The following is a 14,262-nucleotide window of genomic DNA, read 5'->3' as shown; positions in this document are numbered from 1 at the left end:
GTTAAAAATGGGGGGATTACCCTAGTATCATCTCCTGTCTCATAACAACTGTCACCAGCTAATCCCATACATATAATTTTACCCGCCTCCTCTTCCTCACCCGTATACACTTCGCACAGTATTAGTCCCCTGAATCATCCCCCCGTAATGATAGAACCCTGGACTTAAAATGTAAGAATTACTGATAATTTACAGGCCACCGAACGGAGGGTTTTGGGGAGGAGTTCTGGGGAAGTTTTGGGGAAAGGTTTTCGGGCATAAAAAAACGGGCTCTTTTCAGAACCCGTGTTTATGTATCAGCGGTGACGCCTGATTACATATTTTTGATGATAGCATCACCAAACTCTGAAGATTTCAGCAACTTAGCGCCGTCCATCAGGCGTTCGAAATCGTAGGTCACGGTTTTAGCGGCGATAGCACCTTCCATTCCCTTAACAATCAAGTCGGCCGCTTCGGTCCAGCCCATGTGACGCAGCATCATTTCGGCAGACAGGATCACTGAACCCGGGTTCACTTTATCCTGACCGGCATATTTTGGTGCAGTACCGTGGGTGGCTTCGAACAGTGCGCATTCGTCACCGATGTTGGCACCCGGAGCAATACCAATACCGCCTACCTGAGCTGCCAGGGCATCAGAGATGTAGTCGCCGTTCAGGTTCATACAGGCAATAACGTCATACTCGGCAGGACGCAGCAGGATCTGTTGCAGGAAAGCATCGGCGATAACATCTTTAACGATGATCTCTTTGCCGGTTTTCGGGTTTTTGAATTTCATCCATGGGCCGCCATCCAGCAGCTCAGCGCCGAATTCTTCTTTCACTAACTGGTAGCCCCAGTCTTTGAAAGAACCTTCGGTGAATTTCATGATGTTGCCTTTATGAACCAGCGTCAGGCTGTCACGGTCGTTGGCAATGGTGTATTCCACCGCAGCACGCACCAGACGTTTGGTACCTTCTTCGGAACAAGGTTTAACCCCGATACCACACTGCTCAGGGAAACGGATTTTTTTAACACCCATTTCTTCACGCAGGAATTTAATCACTTTATCTGCTTCTGCAGTACCTGCTTTCCATTCGATACCGGCATAGATATCTTCGGAGTTTTCACGGAAGATGACCATATCGGTATCTTCAGGGCGTTTCAGCGGGCTTGGAGTGCCGGTGTAGTAACGAACCGGACGCAGACAGATGTACAGATCGAGCTCCTGACGCAGCGCAACGTTCAGTGAACGAATGCCTCCGCCAACCGGAGTGGTTAATGGGCCTTTAATGGCAACGCGGTATTCTTTGATAAGGTCGAGGGTTTCCTTCGGCAGCCAGACATCCGGACCATACAGTTCAACAGATTTCTCGCCAGTGTAGATTTCCATCCAGGAAATCTTACGGTCGCCCTTGTAAGCTTTCTCTACGGCGGCATCAACTACTTTCAGCATGACAGGAGAGACATCAACCCCAATCCCGTCCCCTTCGATGTAAGGGATCACCGGGTTATCAGGTACAACCAATTTTCCCTGACTAACAGTAATTTTCTGACCTTCCGCCGGAACAACAACTTTGCTTTCCATCAACCTCTCCTTCGAGCGATTTTATGTTAATGATTTGTAAGATGCCGGACAATAGTACCCGAATACGCAGGCAATAGCTTGCAAAAAAATGTATCCGCATACCCGTTGCCGGGGACATGGTGACAAAGAGTATTACCGCAAATTTTCACCGATGATAAGCATTTTATTTCCCTGAACGGGGAATTGTGATTCCAGTGGCGGGTTACGGGCTGATTTATTCAGCCAGCTGAATAACTGTACGAAAAACGGGCAGTTAGGATACCGACCTCCGGCTGACAATCCAACATACTACAGCCAAAATACCCTATCCGGGTTATACTGCTGTGATTCTGGTCAACAATACACATTATGTTTAACAAATCCCGACATTCTAAGCGCCCTCCCCGCCCTATCCGCTCTCCGGTCAGTCAGCAAGCCCGGAAGATCATTCTGTTTAACAAACCTTTCGATGTGCTGCCTCAGTTTACCGATGAAGGCGGACGGCGGACACTGAAAGAGTTTATTCCGTTAAGTGGTGTTTATGCCGCCGGGCGTCTGGATCGCGACAGTGAAGGACTGCTGTTACTGACTAACGACGGTAAATTGCAGGCAAAACTGACTCAGCCCGGTAAACGCACCGGGAAAACCTATTTTGTACAGGTCGAAGGTGATCCCACGGAGCAGGATCTGCAGCGCTTGCGCGACGGCGTTACCCTGAAAGATGGCCCTACTCTGCCCGCCACAATCGAACGGGTTGCGGAACCGGCCTGGTTATGGCCGCGACACCCCCCTGTTCGCGAACGTAAATCAGTTCCTGACTGCTGGCTAAAAATCGTGCTACATGAGGGGCGTAACCGCCAGGTCCGGCGGATGACCGCGTTTATCGGTTTCCCGACATTACGTCTTATCCGCTATGCTATCGGCAGTTATACTCTGGATAATCTGGCGTCAGGCGAGTGGCGCGAAGTCAGTTCCATGCAGGGAGTCTGATAACGGGCTTCCGGCACTCTCTTTTCCTTTTTTCCGGGAGTACTTATGTTTAGTCCACATATTACGGTTGCCTGCCTGGTCCACGCCGAAGGCAAATTACTGGTGGTGGAAGAACGAATTAACGGATTACCGACTCTCAATCAGCCAGCGGGTCATCTGGAGGCTGGAGAAACGCTGAGTGAAGCGGTCAGTCGTGAATTATATGAAGAGACCGGTCTGAAGGCTGAACCGCACTATTTCCTGGGAGTTCAGCAATGGATAGCCCCGGATAAGACGCCCTTTATTCGCTTTCTGTTCGGGTTGGATCTCGCCTTTTGTGCGGAAACCTCTCCGCAGGACAGCGATATCGATCGCTGCCACTGGTTAACCCCAGAAGCAATTCTCACGGCGGATAACCTGCGTTCTCCGCTGGTCGCCGAATCTGTCCGGCTCTGGCGACTGCCGGAACGTTATCCGCTCAACCTGGTATCCGCCTATAATTGGCCATCCGCCAGGGATGCGTAACAGGCTGTGTCATGGTAGAATACGCCGCCGGTTTTTTATAAATACGTCTTGTGTGAGTAGGTCATGTCTGACAATAGTCAAAAAAAAGTAATCGTCGGTATGTCCGGCGGGGTAGATTCTTCCGTGTCAGCCTGGCTGCTGTTACAGCAGGGGTACCTGGTTGAAGGTCTTTTCATGAAGAATTGGGAAGAAGACGACGGGGAAGAATACTGTACTGCTGCCGAAGATTTGGCCGATGCACAAGCCGTATGCGATAAACTGGGTATCCGTCTGCATAAGATTAATTTTGCGGCCGAGTATTGGGACAATGTGTTCGAACATTTCCTGGAAGAATACAAAGCCGGACGCACACCCAATCCGGATATTCTCTGTAATAAAGAGATCAAGTTTAAAGCCTTCCTCGAATTTGCCGCCGAAGATCTCGGGGCAGATTTGATTGCCACTGGTCACTATGTTCGCCGCCAGGATGTTGACGGTAAAAGCCGGTTACTGCGTGGTCTGGATGCCAATAAAGATCAAAGCTATTTCCTGTACACCCTGAGCCACCAACAGGTTGCCCAGAGCCTGTTCCCTGTCGGAGAACTGGAAAAACCGGAAGTACGCCGTATTGCTGAACAACTGGATCTGGTCACTGCCCGTAAGAAAGACTCCACCGGCATCTGCTTTATCGGTGAGCGTAAATTCCGCGATTTCCTCGGTCGCTACCTGCCTGCTCAGCCGGGAGTTATCGAAAATACCGAAGGCCAGGTGCTCGGTGAGCATCAGGGCCTGATGTATCATACTCTTGGCCAGCGCAAAGGGCTGGGAATCGGCGGGCTGAAAGACAGCAACGATGATCCCTGGTATGTGGTGGATAAAGATGTGGCCACTAACCGGCTGATTGTGGCTCAGGGTGCTGAACATCCGCGCCTGATGTCTGTCGGCCTGGTAGCTCAGCAACTGGACTGGGTAGATCGCCAGCCTGTCACCGCACCGTTCCGTTGTACCGTGAAAACCCGCTACCGCCAGACCGATATTCCATGCGAAGTGATTCCGTTGTCGAATCAACGTATTGAGGTCCGGTTTGATGAACCGGTGGCAGCGGTCACCCCCGGACAGTCAGCGGTATTCTATCTGGATGATGTTTGTCTGGGCGGCGGCGTTATTGAACAGCGCCTGCCTCTGCCTGACGCTGATAAATAACGGGGACGCCGTGGCCAAAAATATCAGGGAAATTACACTGGCTCTGGCCGGTGTTTGCCAGGCAGCGCATCTGGCACAGCAACTAGCTCATCAGGGCAGTTGTCCACCAGAGGTGTTTCGCGTGTCATTACAAAGTCTGGTGGATCTCAATCCACCAGATACCCTTGCCGTTCACGGCGGTGATGAAGCTAACCTGCGTTTTGGTCTGGAAACCCTGATTGCCGTCCTGCATAATCCTTCGCGCCAGGGTGTCAGCGCCGAACTGACCCGTTATACTCTCAGTCTTCTTATGCTGGAACGTAAGCTGCACAATAATCGCAAAGCCCTGCAGCAGCTGACGCAGCGAATTTCCGGGCTTGATCGTCAGTTGCAGCATTATGCGCTGGACTCTGATACTGTGATAGCCGCTATCGCTGGCATCTATGTGGATGTTATCAGCCCGATTGGTCCGAGAATTCAGGTGAGCGGATCGTCAGCGGTATTACAGAACAGTCAGGTTCAGAGTAAAGTCCGGGCCGCGCTACTGACCGGTATCCGCAGCGCGGTACTCTGGCAACAGGTGGGGGGTAGCCGCCTGCATTTAATGTTTAGTCGCTCCCGGATTGTCGGAGAAGCGAAATCAATTTTATCCCGTTTGTCGCCCGGATGTTAACTGGCGGCAGCATGACTGCTTTTACAATGATTCAGGAGTTGCACTGATGGAATTATCCGCACTGACCGCCGTTTCCCCTGTTGATGGACGCTATGGGGACAAAGTCAGCCCGCTGCGCGCGATTTTCAGTGAGTTTGGGTTACTGAAATTTCGTGTTCAGGTTGAAGTACGCTGGTTACAGAAACTGGCCTCAACCGCAGAAATCAGGGAAGTTCCTGCATTTGACGCTGACGCAAACGCTTACCTCGACCAGATTATCGCCAGTTTCAGCGAACAAGACGCAGCCCGTATCAAAACCATCGAACGCACCACCAACCACGATGTGAAAGCGGTCGAGTATTTCCTTAAAGAAAAAGTTGAATCGGTTCCGGCTCTGCAGGCTGTTTCCGAATTTATTCACTTTGCCTGTACTTCTGAAGATATTAATAACCTGTCCCATGCGTTGATGCTGGAAACAGCCCGTCGTGAAGTGATTCTGCCCTACTGGCAGCAACTGACTCAGGCGCTGGAAACTCTGGCCGCCGAATACCGCGATCTGCCGTTACTTTCCCGTACCCACGGTCAGCCTGCTACCCCTTCTACACTGGGTAAAGAGATGGCTAACGTGGCTTACCGGATGTCTCGCCAGGTTCGTCAACTGGAGCAGGTCGAAATCCTCGGTAAAATCAATGGTGCGGTAGGTAACTATAACGCCCATATCGCCGCTTATCCGGAAGTCAACTGGCACCAACTGAGTGAGGAATTTGTCACTTCGCTGGGTATTCGCTGGAACCCGTACACCACGCAGATTGAACCGCACGACTATATTGCCGAACTGTTCGATTGTGTGGCTCGCTTTAATACCATCCTGATCGATTTCGACCGTGATATCTGGGGTTATATTGCCCTGAACCACTTTAAGCAGAAAACAATTGCCGGTGAAATCGGTTCTTCTACTATGCCGCATAAAGTGAACCCGATCGATTTCGAAAACTCAGAAGGTAACCTCGGCCTGGCGAATGCTGTTCTGCAGCATCTGGCGGCTAAACTGCCGGTTTCACGCTGGCAGCGTGATCTGACAGACTCTACCGTGCTGCGTAACCTGGGTGTGGGTATCGGTTATGCCGTGATTGCTTACCAGTCAACCCTGAAGGGGATCTCCAAACTGGAAGTCAACCGTGAGCGCTTGTTGGATGAACTGGACCATAACTGGGAAGTGCTGGCAGAACCGGTACAGACCGTGATGCGTCGCTACGGCATAGAAAAACCTTACGAAAAACTGAAAGAACTGACACGCGGCAAGCGCGTCGATGCCAAAGGAATGCAGGAATTTATCGATACCCTGCCTCTGCCGGAAGAAGAAAAAACCCGCCTGAAAGCAATGACTCCGGCCAATTATCTGGGCCGTGCCGTCACTCTGGTTGATGAACTGAAATAATCTGCCCACGCAGGCCGGATTATCCGGTCTGCGTTAATCCCCTGTTTACCTCAAATCACGTATACTGACCAGATAGTCTATCCTGCCTGGTTCGAGGTTTAATTATGCGTGTGCTGGTTATTGAAGATAATGCTCTGTTGCGTCATCACCTGGCCGTTCAGTTACGTGATATGGGGCATCAGGTTGATGCTGCCGAAGACGCCAAAGAAGCTGATTATTTTCTGTCAGAACATGAACCCGATGTTGCCCTGATCGATCTCGGTTTACCGGGAGAAGATGGTATGACATTGATACGCCGTTGGCGCGCCCGTTCGGTAAAACAACCCATTCTGGTGCTGACCGCCCGGGAAGGCTGGCAGGCTAAAGTAGAAGCACTGGAAGCCGGTGCCGATGACTATGTCACCAAACCCTTTCATATCGAAGAAGTCGCGGCCCGGTTACAGGCCCTGATGCGTCGCAACAGCGGCCACGCTTCTCAGGTGATTGATTGCGGGCCCTTCCAGGTGGATTTATCGCGCAAAGAACTGACCATCCATCAACAACCGGTAAAGTTGACGGTATTTGAATATACCATCGTTGAAACGCTGATCCGCAATGCCGGCAAAGTGGTCAGCAAAGAGTCACTGATGCTGCAACTCTATCCGGATGCCGAATTGCGGGAAAGCCATACCATTGATGTACTGATGGGCAGACTGCGTAAAAAGATGCAGCAACTGCACGACGGCGACGTGATTACCACAGTCCGCAGCCAGGGCTATCGTTTTGAGCATTGCTAAACGCCTGCGTCATATCATTTCGCCACATGGTCCACTTTCATTACGGGTACGATTTCTACTGGCGGCGTCGGTGCTGGTACTGTTTTTGTCACTCAGTTACGGGGTGGTGGCGGTAGTTGGCTATGTCATTGGATTTGATAATAATACCTACCGCGTTATGCGCGGCGAGAGTAACCTGTTCTTCACCCTGGCACAGTGGCAGGATGACAAACTGACCATTGCCAAACCGGAACGTATCAAGCTTAATTTCCCCACGCTGGTATTTATCTATAACGAACATGGCAAGTTGTTGTGGCAGTTGCGCGATGTCCCTGAAATTCGTTCAAAAATACATCCCAGCTGGTTACTGAAAAGTGACTTTTACGAAATAGATACCAACAACCATGCCAGTCTGGAAGCTATTGGCGATGACCGGGTCGCGCGGCAAAAAATGAGCGAACTGGCGAATGACGATACTTTCACTCACTCCGTGGCAGTCAACCGCTATGATGCCACGCCGAACCTGCCGGCACTGACTATTGTGGTGGTAGATTCGATTCCTCAGGAGCTACAGCACTCTGATGTGGTCTGGCTATGGTTTAGTTATGTACTGGCCGCTAACCTGCTGCTGGTGATCCCGCTACTCTGGCTGGCCGCCCGCTGGAGCCTGAAACCGATTGGCCATCTGGCTGCTCAAATCCATGAACTGGAAACCAACCAGCGTGACAGTCTGGACACCAGCCCACCGCAGGAGTTGCGTAGCCTGGTACGTAACCTGAACCTACTGCTAAATAACGAACGTCAACGGGGTATGCGCTATCACACCACGCTGTCTGACCTGACTCATAGTCTTAAAACACCGCTGGCGGTACTGCAGAGTACTTTGCGATCACTGCGTGGCGGGCAGCGGCTGAGTGTTGAAGAAGCGGAACCGGTAATGCTGGAGCAAATTAGCCGCATATCACAACAGATTGGCTATTACCTTCACCGTGCCAGTCTGCATGCCGATCATAACCCACTGCAGCGGGACCTTCATTCAGTCCCGGCCTTATCGGACAGCCTCTGTTCGGCACTGAACAAAGTCTACCAACGAAAAGGGATCGACCTGTCTCTGGATATCTCCCCTGAGATCACCTTTTGTGGAGATCAAAATGACTTTATGGAGGTGATGGGCAATGTGCTGGATAACGCCTGTAAATACTGCCTGGAATTTATTGAAGTCACCGCCATGCAAAGCGAAACTGAATTGCATATTTTTATTGATGACGACGGCCCCGGTATTCCGGTCAGTAAACGTGATCTGATTTTTCAGCGCGGGCAGCGGGCAGATACTCTGCGTCCCGGCCAGGGGATCGGGCTGGCAGTGGCCCGTGAAATCGTCGATATCTATCAGGGGGATATCATTGCACATAACAGCCCTCTCGGCGGCACCCGAATGGAAGTAATATTCCGTCAGCAACAGATGTAAATTCTGCCAGACTTCGCCCCGGTCAGCCTGATATACTGAGCCCTGACTTCAGCAAAACAGAAGGTTTCTATGGACTACCAACTTTCCATCAACTGGCCGGAATTTCTGGCCACTTACTGGCAGAAAAAGCCGGTAGTGATTAAACAAGGATTTAAGGATTTCGTCGATCCAATCACTCCTGATGAACTCGCCGGGCTGGCGATGGAAAATGAAACGGACAGCCGACTGGTCAGTCAGGATAATGATAAATGGCAGGTCAGTCACGGTCCGTTTGAAAGCTTTGATCACCTGGGTGAGACTCACTGGTCACTGCTGGTTCAGGCTGTCGATCACTGGCATGCTCCTTCTGCTGCGCTGATGCAGCCCTTTCGTGCCCTGCCTGACTGGCGGATGGATGACCTGATGGTCTCGTTTTCTGTGCCTGGTGGCGGCGTCGGTCCACATCTTGACCAGTACGATGTGTTTATTATCCAGGGCAGTGGTCGACGCCGTTGGCGCGTAGGGAATAATGTTCAGATTAAACAGCACTGCCCACATCCTGATTTGCTGCAGGTTGAGCCTTTTGAGGCGATTATTGATGAAGTTCTGGAACCCGGCGACATTGTCTACATTCCGCCAGGCTTCCCGCATGATGGATATTCACTGGAGAATGCCCTGAATTATTCAGTAGGATTTCGCGCCCCCTCCGGTAAAGAGCTGTTAAGCAGTTTTGCTGATTATGCTTTGGCAAATGAGATCGGCACCCACCGCTACAGTGATCCACAGATTAAGACCCGCAGCAATCCATCCGATATTCTGCCGGCTGAAACTGAAGCAATCCGGAGCATGATGCTGGGACTCATCAGTGAACCCGCCCTTTTTAATCAGTGGTTTGGCGAATTTATTTCCCAGTCCCGCCATGAGCTGGATATTGCGCCACCCGAGCCACCCTATCAGCCCGATGAAATCCTTGATGCCTTACAACAGGGGGATATTCTGACCCGTCTGGGAGGTCTGAGAGTGATTACGCTTGGCGAGTCGGTGTTTATCAACGGCGAAAGTCTGAGTTGTCGCTGGCCACAAGCCTTGCATGCACTGGCGAATAAAATCACCCTGACCGTGGAAGATTTTTCAGACGCGCTGGACGATGCTGCCTTCCTGAATCAGTTGGCCGGACTGGTTAACAATGGTTACTGGTATTTTGAAGACAGGGATTCTGACGAATAATTTTTCACAGCACAGAATTGTCCCGAAGGGGCAATTCTGTGCATGATCAATGCGCGGGTTCACCGCCTGTGGCTGACAGTTCGGCAATCTGCATTATCACCCGAACACTCAGGTCCATAATGTTGAGCGAAGCAAATTCATGTTTACCATGAAAGTTAAATCCGCCGGTAAACAGATTTGGGCAAGGTAATCCCTGCCATGACAAAACTGCGCCGTCAGTTCCTCCCCGCACAGGTTTAACCACCGGTTGAACCCCGCATCGTTCAATGGCCTGCAAGGCCAGAGCAATCACCTGAGGTTGAGCCTCGATTTTCTCGCGCATATTACGGTAGCTTTGCTGAAAACTCACAGAGACTGACACAGGGTTGCCGTATAGATGCTCCATCCTGCCCGCGATAGCTTCCAGATATTGCTGGCGCAGCAGAAAATCCTGCCAGACAAAATCACGCACCAGGTAATGCATTTCAGCGCGCCCTGCATTGCCTTTCAGCGAATCAAGGTGATAAAACCCCTGAAAACCGGTGGTATTCTCCGGTTTTTCTTCCGTAGGTAACTGCGCATGAAATTCCCAGGCCAGTTCCAACGCATTAACCAGTTTGCCCATTGCTTCGCCGGTATGGGCACTATTCCCGGTAATTTTTACGACTGCCTTGCCAGCGTTAAAATTTTCGTACTCAAATTCTCCGGCACCGCTGCCGTCAACTGTGTAGGCCCAGTCAGCCCCGAAGCCTTCAATATCGAACAGTGCGGCCCCGGTTCCCGTTTCTTCATCCGGAGTGAAGGCGACACGGATTTTACCATGGGGCCGTTGCTGTTGTTTAAGCCGCGCCAGTGCAGTGATAATTTCTGCAATACCTGCTTTATCATCAGCACCGAGCAGCGTCTTACCATCGGTGGTTATCAGGGTATGACCATGCAACTGGTGAAGAACAGGTATCAGTACCGGTGAAAGAATTTCCTCGCCAATACCCAACGCAATATCACCGCCTCGATAATTCTCTACCAGTTGCGGTTGTACATTTTTCCCGCTGCAATCCGGTGAGGTATCCAGGTGGGCGATAAACCCCACCACCGGCACCGGTTCGCTGACCGTGGCTGGTAATGTCGCGGTCAGGCAACAATGTTCACTTAAACTAATATCTACACATCCCAGTGTTTCCAATTCTGCCATCAGTATTCTGGCCAGTTGCCATTGCCCCTCACTGCTGGGCACCTGTCCGGAACGACATTGCACTTTCGACTGCGTATCTACCTGAACATATTGTAAAAATCTATCCAGTAATTTTTCCATCTCAGGCTCCTTTGTCATCGGGGGTTATTATTGACACATCGAAGCCTTGTTATTTTGTCCAAAGTCATAAAGCATTCGTTTATATTAATTAATTAAATACTGTTGTATTTACCTCAGATAAATTCCGTCGGGTCTGGTTTACACAATCCCTCCCCGTACCGCGGTTTTTCTGACAGTCTCTGGCTGTTCAGGTATTATCCGGAGCAATGGCCGGCAGCAACTCTTTGGAACGGCTGCTTTCTGATGACTGACACAGAGTAACTTTTATGATGCCCCCCCCTCCGGCACTGGTGATGCTTAATGGAATCCGCAAAGTATTTAACCAAAAAACCGTGATCCCCGATATCAGCCTGAGTCTGGCACAGGGTGAATTTGTAACCTTGCTGGGGCCGTCCGGCTGCGGTAAAACCACGCTATTGAGGTTGATTGCCGGACTGGAGAGTCCCGGTCAGGGCACCATCCTGCTTAACGGGGTTGATATCACCCAACAGCCTGCCGAACAACGCCCTGTGGGTACCGTGTTTCAAAACTATGCCCTGTTTCCCCACATGAGTGTGACGGATAACGTCAGTTTCAGTCTGCGCATGCAACATCGTCCCGCGGCCGAAATCAGACGACGGGTGGCAGAAGTGCTGGGGATGGTTCAACTGGAGGATTTTGCCAACTACCGCCCCTCGCAGTTGTCCGGCGGTCAGCAGCAACGGGTGGCGATAGCACGGGCCATTATCAGTCAGCCTGCATTGTTATTACTTGATGAACCTTTATCGGCACTGGATGTTCCGTTACGCAAACAGATGCAGAGCCAGTTAAAAATGTTGCAGGAACGTCTGGGAATCACCTTTGTTTTTGTGACCCATGACCGACAAGAGGCTATGGCACTGTCAGACCGAATAGTCATATTAAAGGATGGTCGGATCCTGCAGGAAGGCAGCCCGCAATCCATTTATCAGCAACCGGCCAGCCTGTTTGTCGCCAGGTTTACCGGCGAGGTGAATCAGTTGAGTGCTCAGGTTCTGTCATGCCTTGCAGGCGAGGAAGCGCTGGTTACTCTTAATGGCTACCAGAGTCGCGTGCAGTGCCGATTCCCTGTTCGTGCGGGAGATTGGGTACAGCTACTGGTCCGCCCTGAAGATCTATGCCTTCGCCCGGCCGGAGGGGACCAGCCAGCAGAAGGTATTGCCGGTATTATTCAGGCAACTGAATACCAGGGACGGATATTAGAGATCCGGGTCAGGCTTCATCACGGTGAATCAATCACTGCCTGCCAGTGGGTGAATGATCCGGCCAGTCAGTTAGCCTCAGCGACTGGTGAGTCTGTGTTAGTCAGCTGGCCTGCGGGTCGTGCTCAGATTTTTCCCGCAGAAACTTCAGCCCCCATCCCCTAATCCCATTATCTTTAAAAACAAGGGGGTACTTTCAGTCGACTGTACAATTTCCCGGCAAAATAATCACAAAATGTTTGGGGTTTTCTGATAATGCTGTTAAATTCATCAGGCTTGTAGCTGTCAGGAGATGGCCGCCTGGCGAGAGAAGTGACGAGGGAAATTACCCGTTTTGAGCATTTAGCGGATCACAGGGAGTGATAACAATGGACAGCCAGCCCGGAATCAAAGCCTATAATAGCGTCTCACTGAGTTTATATAACTGGTGGGTTTTATCGGTTGCTAATCGTTTTGCCTGGCGGTGCTCTACCTCCGAAGTTCAGTTACCCTTTTACCGCCAACATTTGTCCAGCCGTCACCTGGAGATCGGTGCAGGTACCGGCTATTACCCCCGCCATTGCATGAACATCAGCCAGCTAACCTTACTGGATCTTAATACCGAATGCCTGTTTCAGGCGCTGCGGCGTATCGGGCCTGCCCGCGTTAAAGCCACGGTCCGGCATGACATTTTTCTGCCATTTCCCGAACATCTGCATCAGCGTTATAACTCCGTGGCGCTGTATTATGTATTGCATTGCCTTAATGGCAGTGCCGAAGACAAATTTACTGCCCTGAAAAATGCCACTCAGGCACTCACTGCAGACGGAATATTGTTCGGAGCAACCATTAGCGGTGAACTGCAACGGCATAATCTGTTCGGCCGGATACTAATGAAGGTGATGAATCGCAAGGGAATCTTCACCAATTATCATGACAGCGCCACCCTGCTTGAATCGCAGCTCGGTCAACTGTTTCGTGAAGTCACGGTAACTGAAATAGGCGCGGTGATTATGTTTACCGCCCGTTATCCCCTGCAGAAGGGTGTCTGATTCACCTGCCCCGCTTTAGCGCCGTGCCAGGCCCCAAACTGATCGGCACGGCTAAAGGCCTGGCGCACAAACCAGAGTAAAATCCCGGGGGCCTGGCGGCAACTTCCTCCCGGGAGTCACTATTTACTGGTGCAGATGCTTCAGTAATTCGTTTATATATTCTGGCACCAGCTGGGTTGCCGCTCCGTAATGGCATTCGGCAAACTCATTATTCACCTCACTCGGTTCCAGATTGAGTTCCACAGTATGTGCCCCCTGCAGGGTGGCTTCATGCACAAATCCGGCAGCAGGATAAACATGTCCTGAGGTACCGATAGCAATAAAAATATTCGCTTCTGATAAAGCGTGATAAATACGCTCCATCTCCAGAGGCATTTCGCCAAACCAGACTATGTGAGGACGGAGTCGCGATGGAAACTGACAGCAGGTACAACGGTCATCGGCCGTGATATCGCCAGTCCACTGGATGACCTGACCACTTTCTTCACAGCGTACTTTGAGCAATTCACCATGCATATGAACCACCCGTTGACTCCCGGCCCTCTCATGCAGGTTATCGATATTCTGTGTGACCAGCAGCAGATTATCTCCCAGCACCGACTCCAGCCGTGCCAGTGCCAGATGCGCATTATTGGGTGCAATATCCTCTGAATGTAGTTGCCGGCGACGCTGATTATAAAATTCCTGAACCCGTTCCGGGGCACGACGAAACCCTTCCGGGGTAGCGACATCCTCTACCCGGTGATCTTCCCACAGCCCGTCGCTGGCACGGAAGGTACGGATACCTGACTCTGCAGAAATCCCCGCACCGGTAAGCACCACCACCTTTGGTAAGCGGTTTTTCGCCATATTCTGCTGCTCCCGATCACACTCGAAAATAGACTGTCGGTGACGCTGATGCAGCTTGCGTTTATGTTTCCTGTAACGGGCAATCCGGACGCGACGTCGCGGTGTGAGCATAACTATCCCTCTGGTACTCATTCACTGATAATTTCCGGTCACG

Annotated in this window: 13 protein-coding genes; 10 read left to right on the top strand and 3 right to left on the bottom strand. The window is 51.2% G+C overall.

Features of this window, described 5'->3' with window-relative positions:
* Positions 1-313 precede the first annotated feature (313 nt).
* Positions 314-1,564 carry an NADP-dependent isocitrate dehydrogenase gene (icd, locus tag B3Z23_RS18420; RefSeq protein ID WP_294912809.1) on the bottom strand — a complete coding sequence of 417 codons (1,251 nt, stop codon included), beginning with the start codon at positions 1,562-1,564 and terminating at the stop codon, positions 314-316.
* 348 nt (positions 1,565-1,912) lie between these two features.
* On the opposite strand from icd, the gene rluE reads away from it, so the two are divergent.
* From rluE to B3Z23_RS18380, 8 genes are all read left to right on the top strand, one after another.
* Positions 1,913-2,533 (top strand): 23S rRNA pseudouridine(2457) synthase RluE, encoded by a 621-nt coding sequence (rluE, locus tag B3Z23_RS18415; RefSeq protein WP_294912806.1) that lies wholly within the window; start codon positions 1,913-1,915, stop codon positions 2,531-2,533.
* Between the two features lie 45 nt (positions 2,534-2,578).
* Complete coding sequence (locus tag B3Z23_RS18410) at positions 2,579-3,037, top strand: NUDIX domain-containing protein (protein WP_294912804.1); 459 nt, start codon at positions 2,579-2,581, stop codon at positions 3,035-3,037.
* Positions 3,038-3,100: 63 nt separating this feature from the next.
* Complete coding sequence (mnmA, locus tag B3Z23_RS18405; protein WP_294912803.1) at positions 3,101-4,219, top strand: tRNA 2-thiouridine(34) synthase MnmA; 1,119 nt, start codon at positions 3,101-3,103, stop codon at positions 4,217-4,219.
* Positions 4,220-4,229: 10 nt separating this feature from the next.
* Entirely contained in the window at positions 4,230-4,871 is a 642-nt protein-coding gene (hflD, locus tag B3Z23_RS18400) for a high frequency lysogenization protein HflD (protein WP_294912801.1), read from the top strand.
* Positions 4,872-4,917: 46 nt separating this feature from the next.
* The gene (gene purB, locus B3Z23_RS18395; protein ID WP_294912800.1) at positions 4,918-6,288 is read left to right on the top strand and encodes an adenylosuccinate lyase; all 1,371 of its coding nucleotides are present in this window, start codon (positions 4,918-4,920) and stop codon (positions 6,286-6,288) included.
* Positions 6,289-6,392: 104 nt separating this feature from the next.
* Positions 6,393-7,064, top strand: coding sequence for a two-component system response regulator PhoP (phoP, locus tag B3Z23_RS18390; protein ID WP_294912798.1), 672 nt, complete (start codon positions 6,393-6,395; stop codon positions 7,062-7,064).
* A complete protein-coding gene (gene phoQ, locus B3Z23_RS18385) occupies positions 7,045-8,511 on the top strand; it encodes a two-component system sensor histidine kinase PhoQ (protein ID WP_414716515.1) in 1,467 nt (488 codons plus the stop codon). The genes phoP and phoQ overlap by 20 nt, the downstream gene beginning before the upstream one ends.
* Positions 8,512-8,580: 69 nt before the next feature.
* On the top strand, positions 8,581-9,717 hold the full coding sequence (locus tag B3Z23_RS18380) for a cupin domain-containing protein (protein ID WP_294912797.1): 1,137 nt from the start codon (positions 8,581-8,583) through the stop codon (positions 9,715-9,717).
* A gap of 46 nt (positions 9,718-9,763) precedes the next feature.
* On the opposite strand, the gene pepT is transcribed toward B3Z23_RS18380, so the two are convergent.
* Positions 9,764-11,008 (bottom strand): peptidase T, encoded by a 1,245-nt coding sequence (gene pepT / locus B3Z23_RS18375; RefSeq protein ID WP_294912795.1) that lies wholly within the window; start codon positions 11,006-11,008, stop codon positions 9,764-9,766.
* A gap of 266 nt (positions 11,009-11,274) precedes the next feature.
* Here pepT and B3Z23_RS18370 point away from each other — a divergent pair, with 266 nt between their 5' ends.
* Positions 11,275-12,393, top strand: a complete 1,119-nt coding sequence (locus tag B3Z23_RS18370) for an ABC transporter ATP-binding protein (protein ID WP_294912792.1) — start codon at positions 11,275-11,277, stop codon at positions 12,391-12,393.
* 203 nt (positions 12,394-12,596) lie between these two features.
* Positions 12,597-13,259, top strand: a complete 663-nt coding sequence (locus B3Z23_RS18365) for a class I SAM-dependent methyltransferase (RefSeq protein WP_294912790.1) — start codon at positions 12,597-12,599, stop codon at positions 13,257-13,259.
* Between the two features lie 123 nt (positions 13,260-13,382).
* Here B3Z23_RS18365 and cobB read toward each other — a convergent pair whose 3' ends face one another.
* On the bottom strand, positions 13,383-14,219 hold the full coding sequence (cobB, locus tag B3Z23_RS18360) for a Sir2 family NAD+-dependent deacetylase (RefSeq protein ID WP_294912789.1): 837 nt from the start codon (positions 14,217-14,219) through the stop codon (positions 13,383-13,385).
* Between the last annotated feature and the right edge of the window lie 43 nt (positions 14,220-14,262).

This window comes from Tatumella sp. UBA2305 (assembly GCF_002345795.1).
GTDB lineage: Bacteria > Pseudomonadota > Gammaproteobacteria > Enterobacterales > Enterobacteriaceae > Tatumella > Tatumella morbirosei.
Note: the sequence above shows the minus strand (reverse complement) of the source record. Positions and strands in the feature narration are given on the sequence as shown.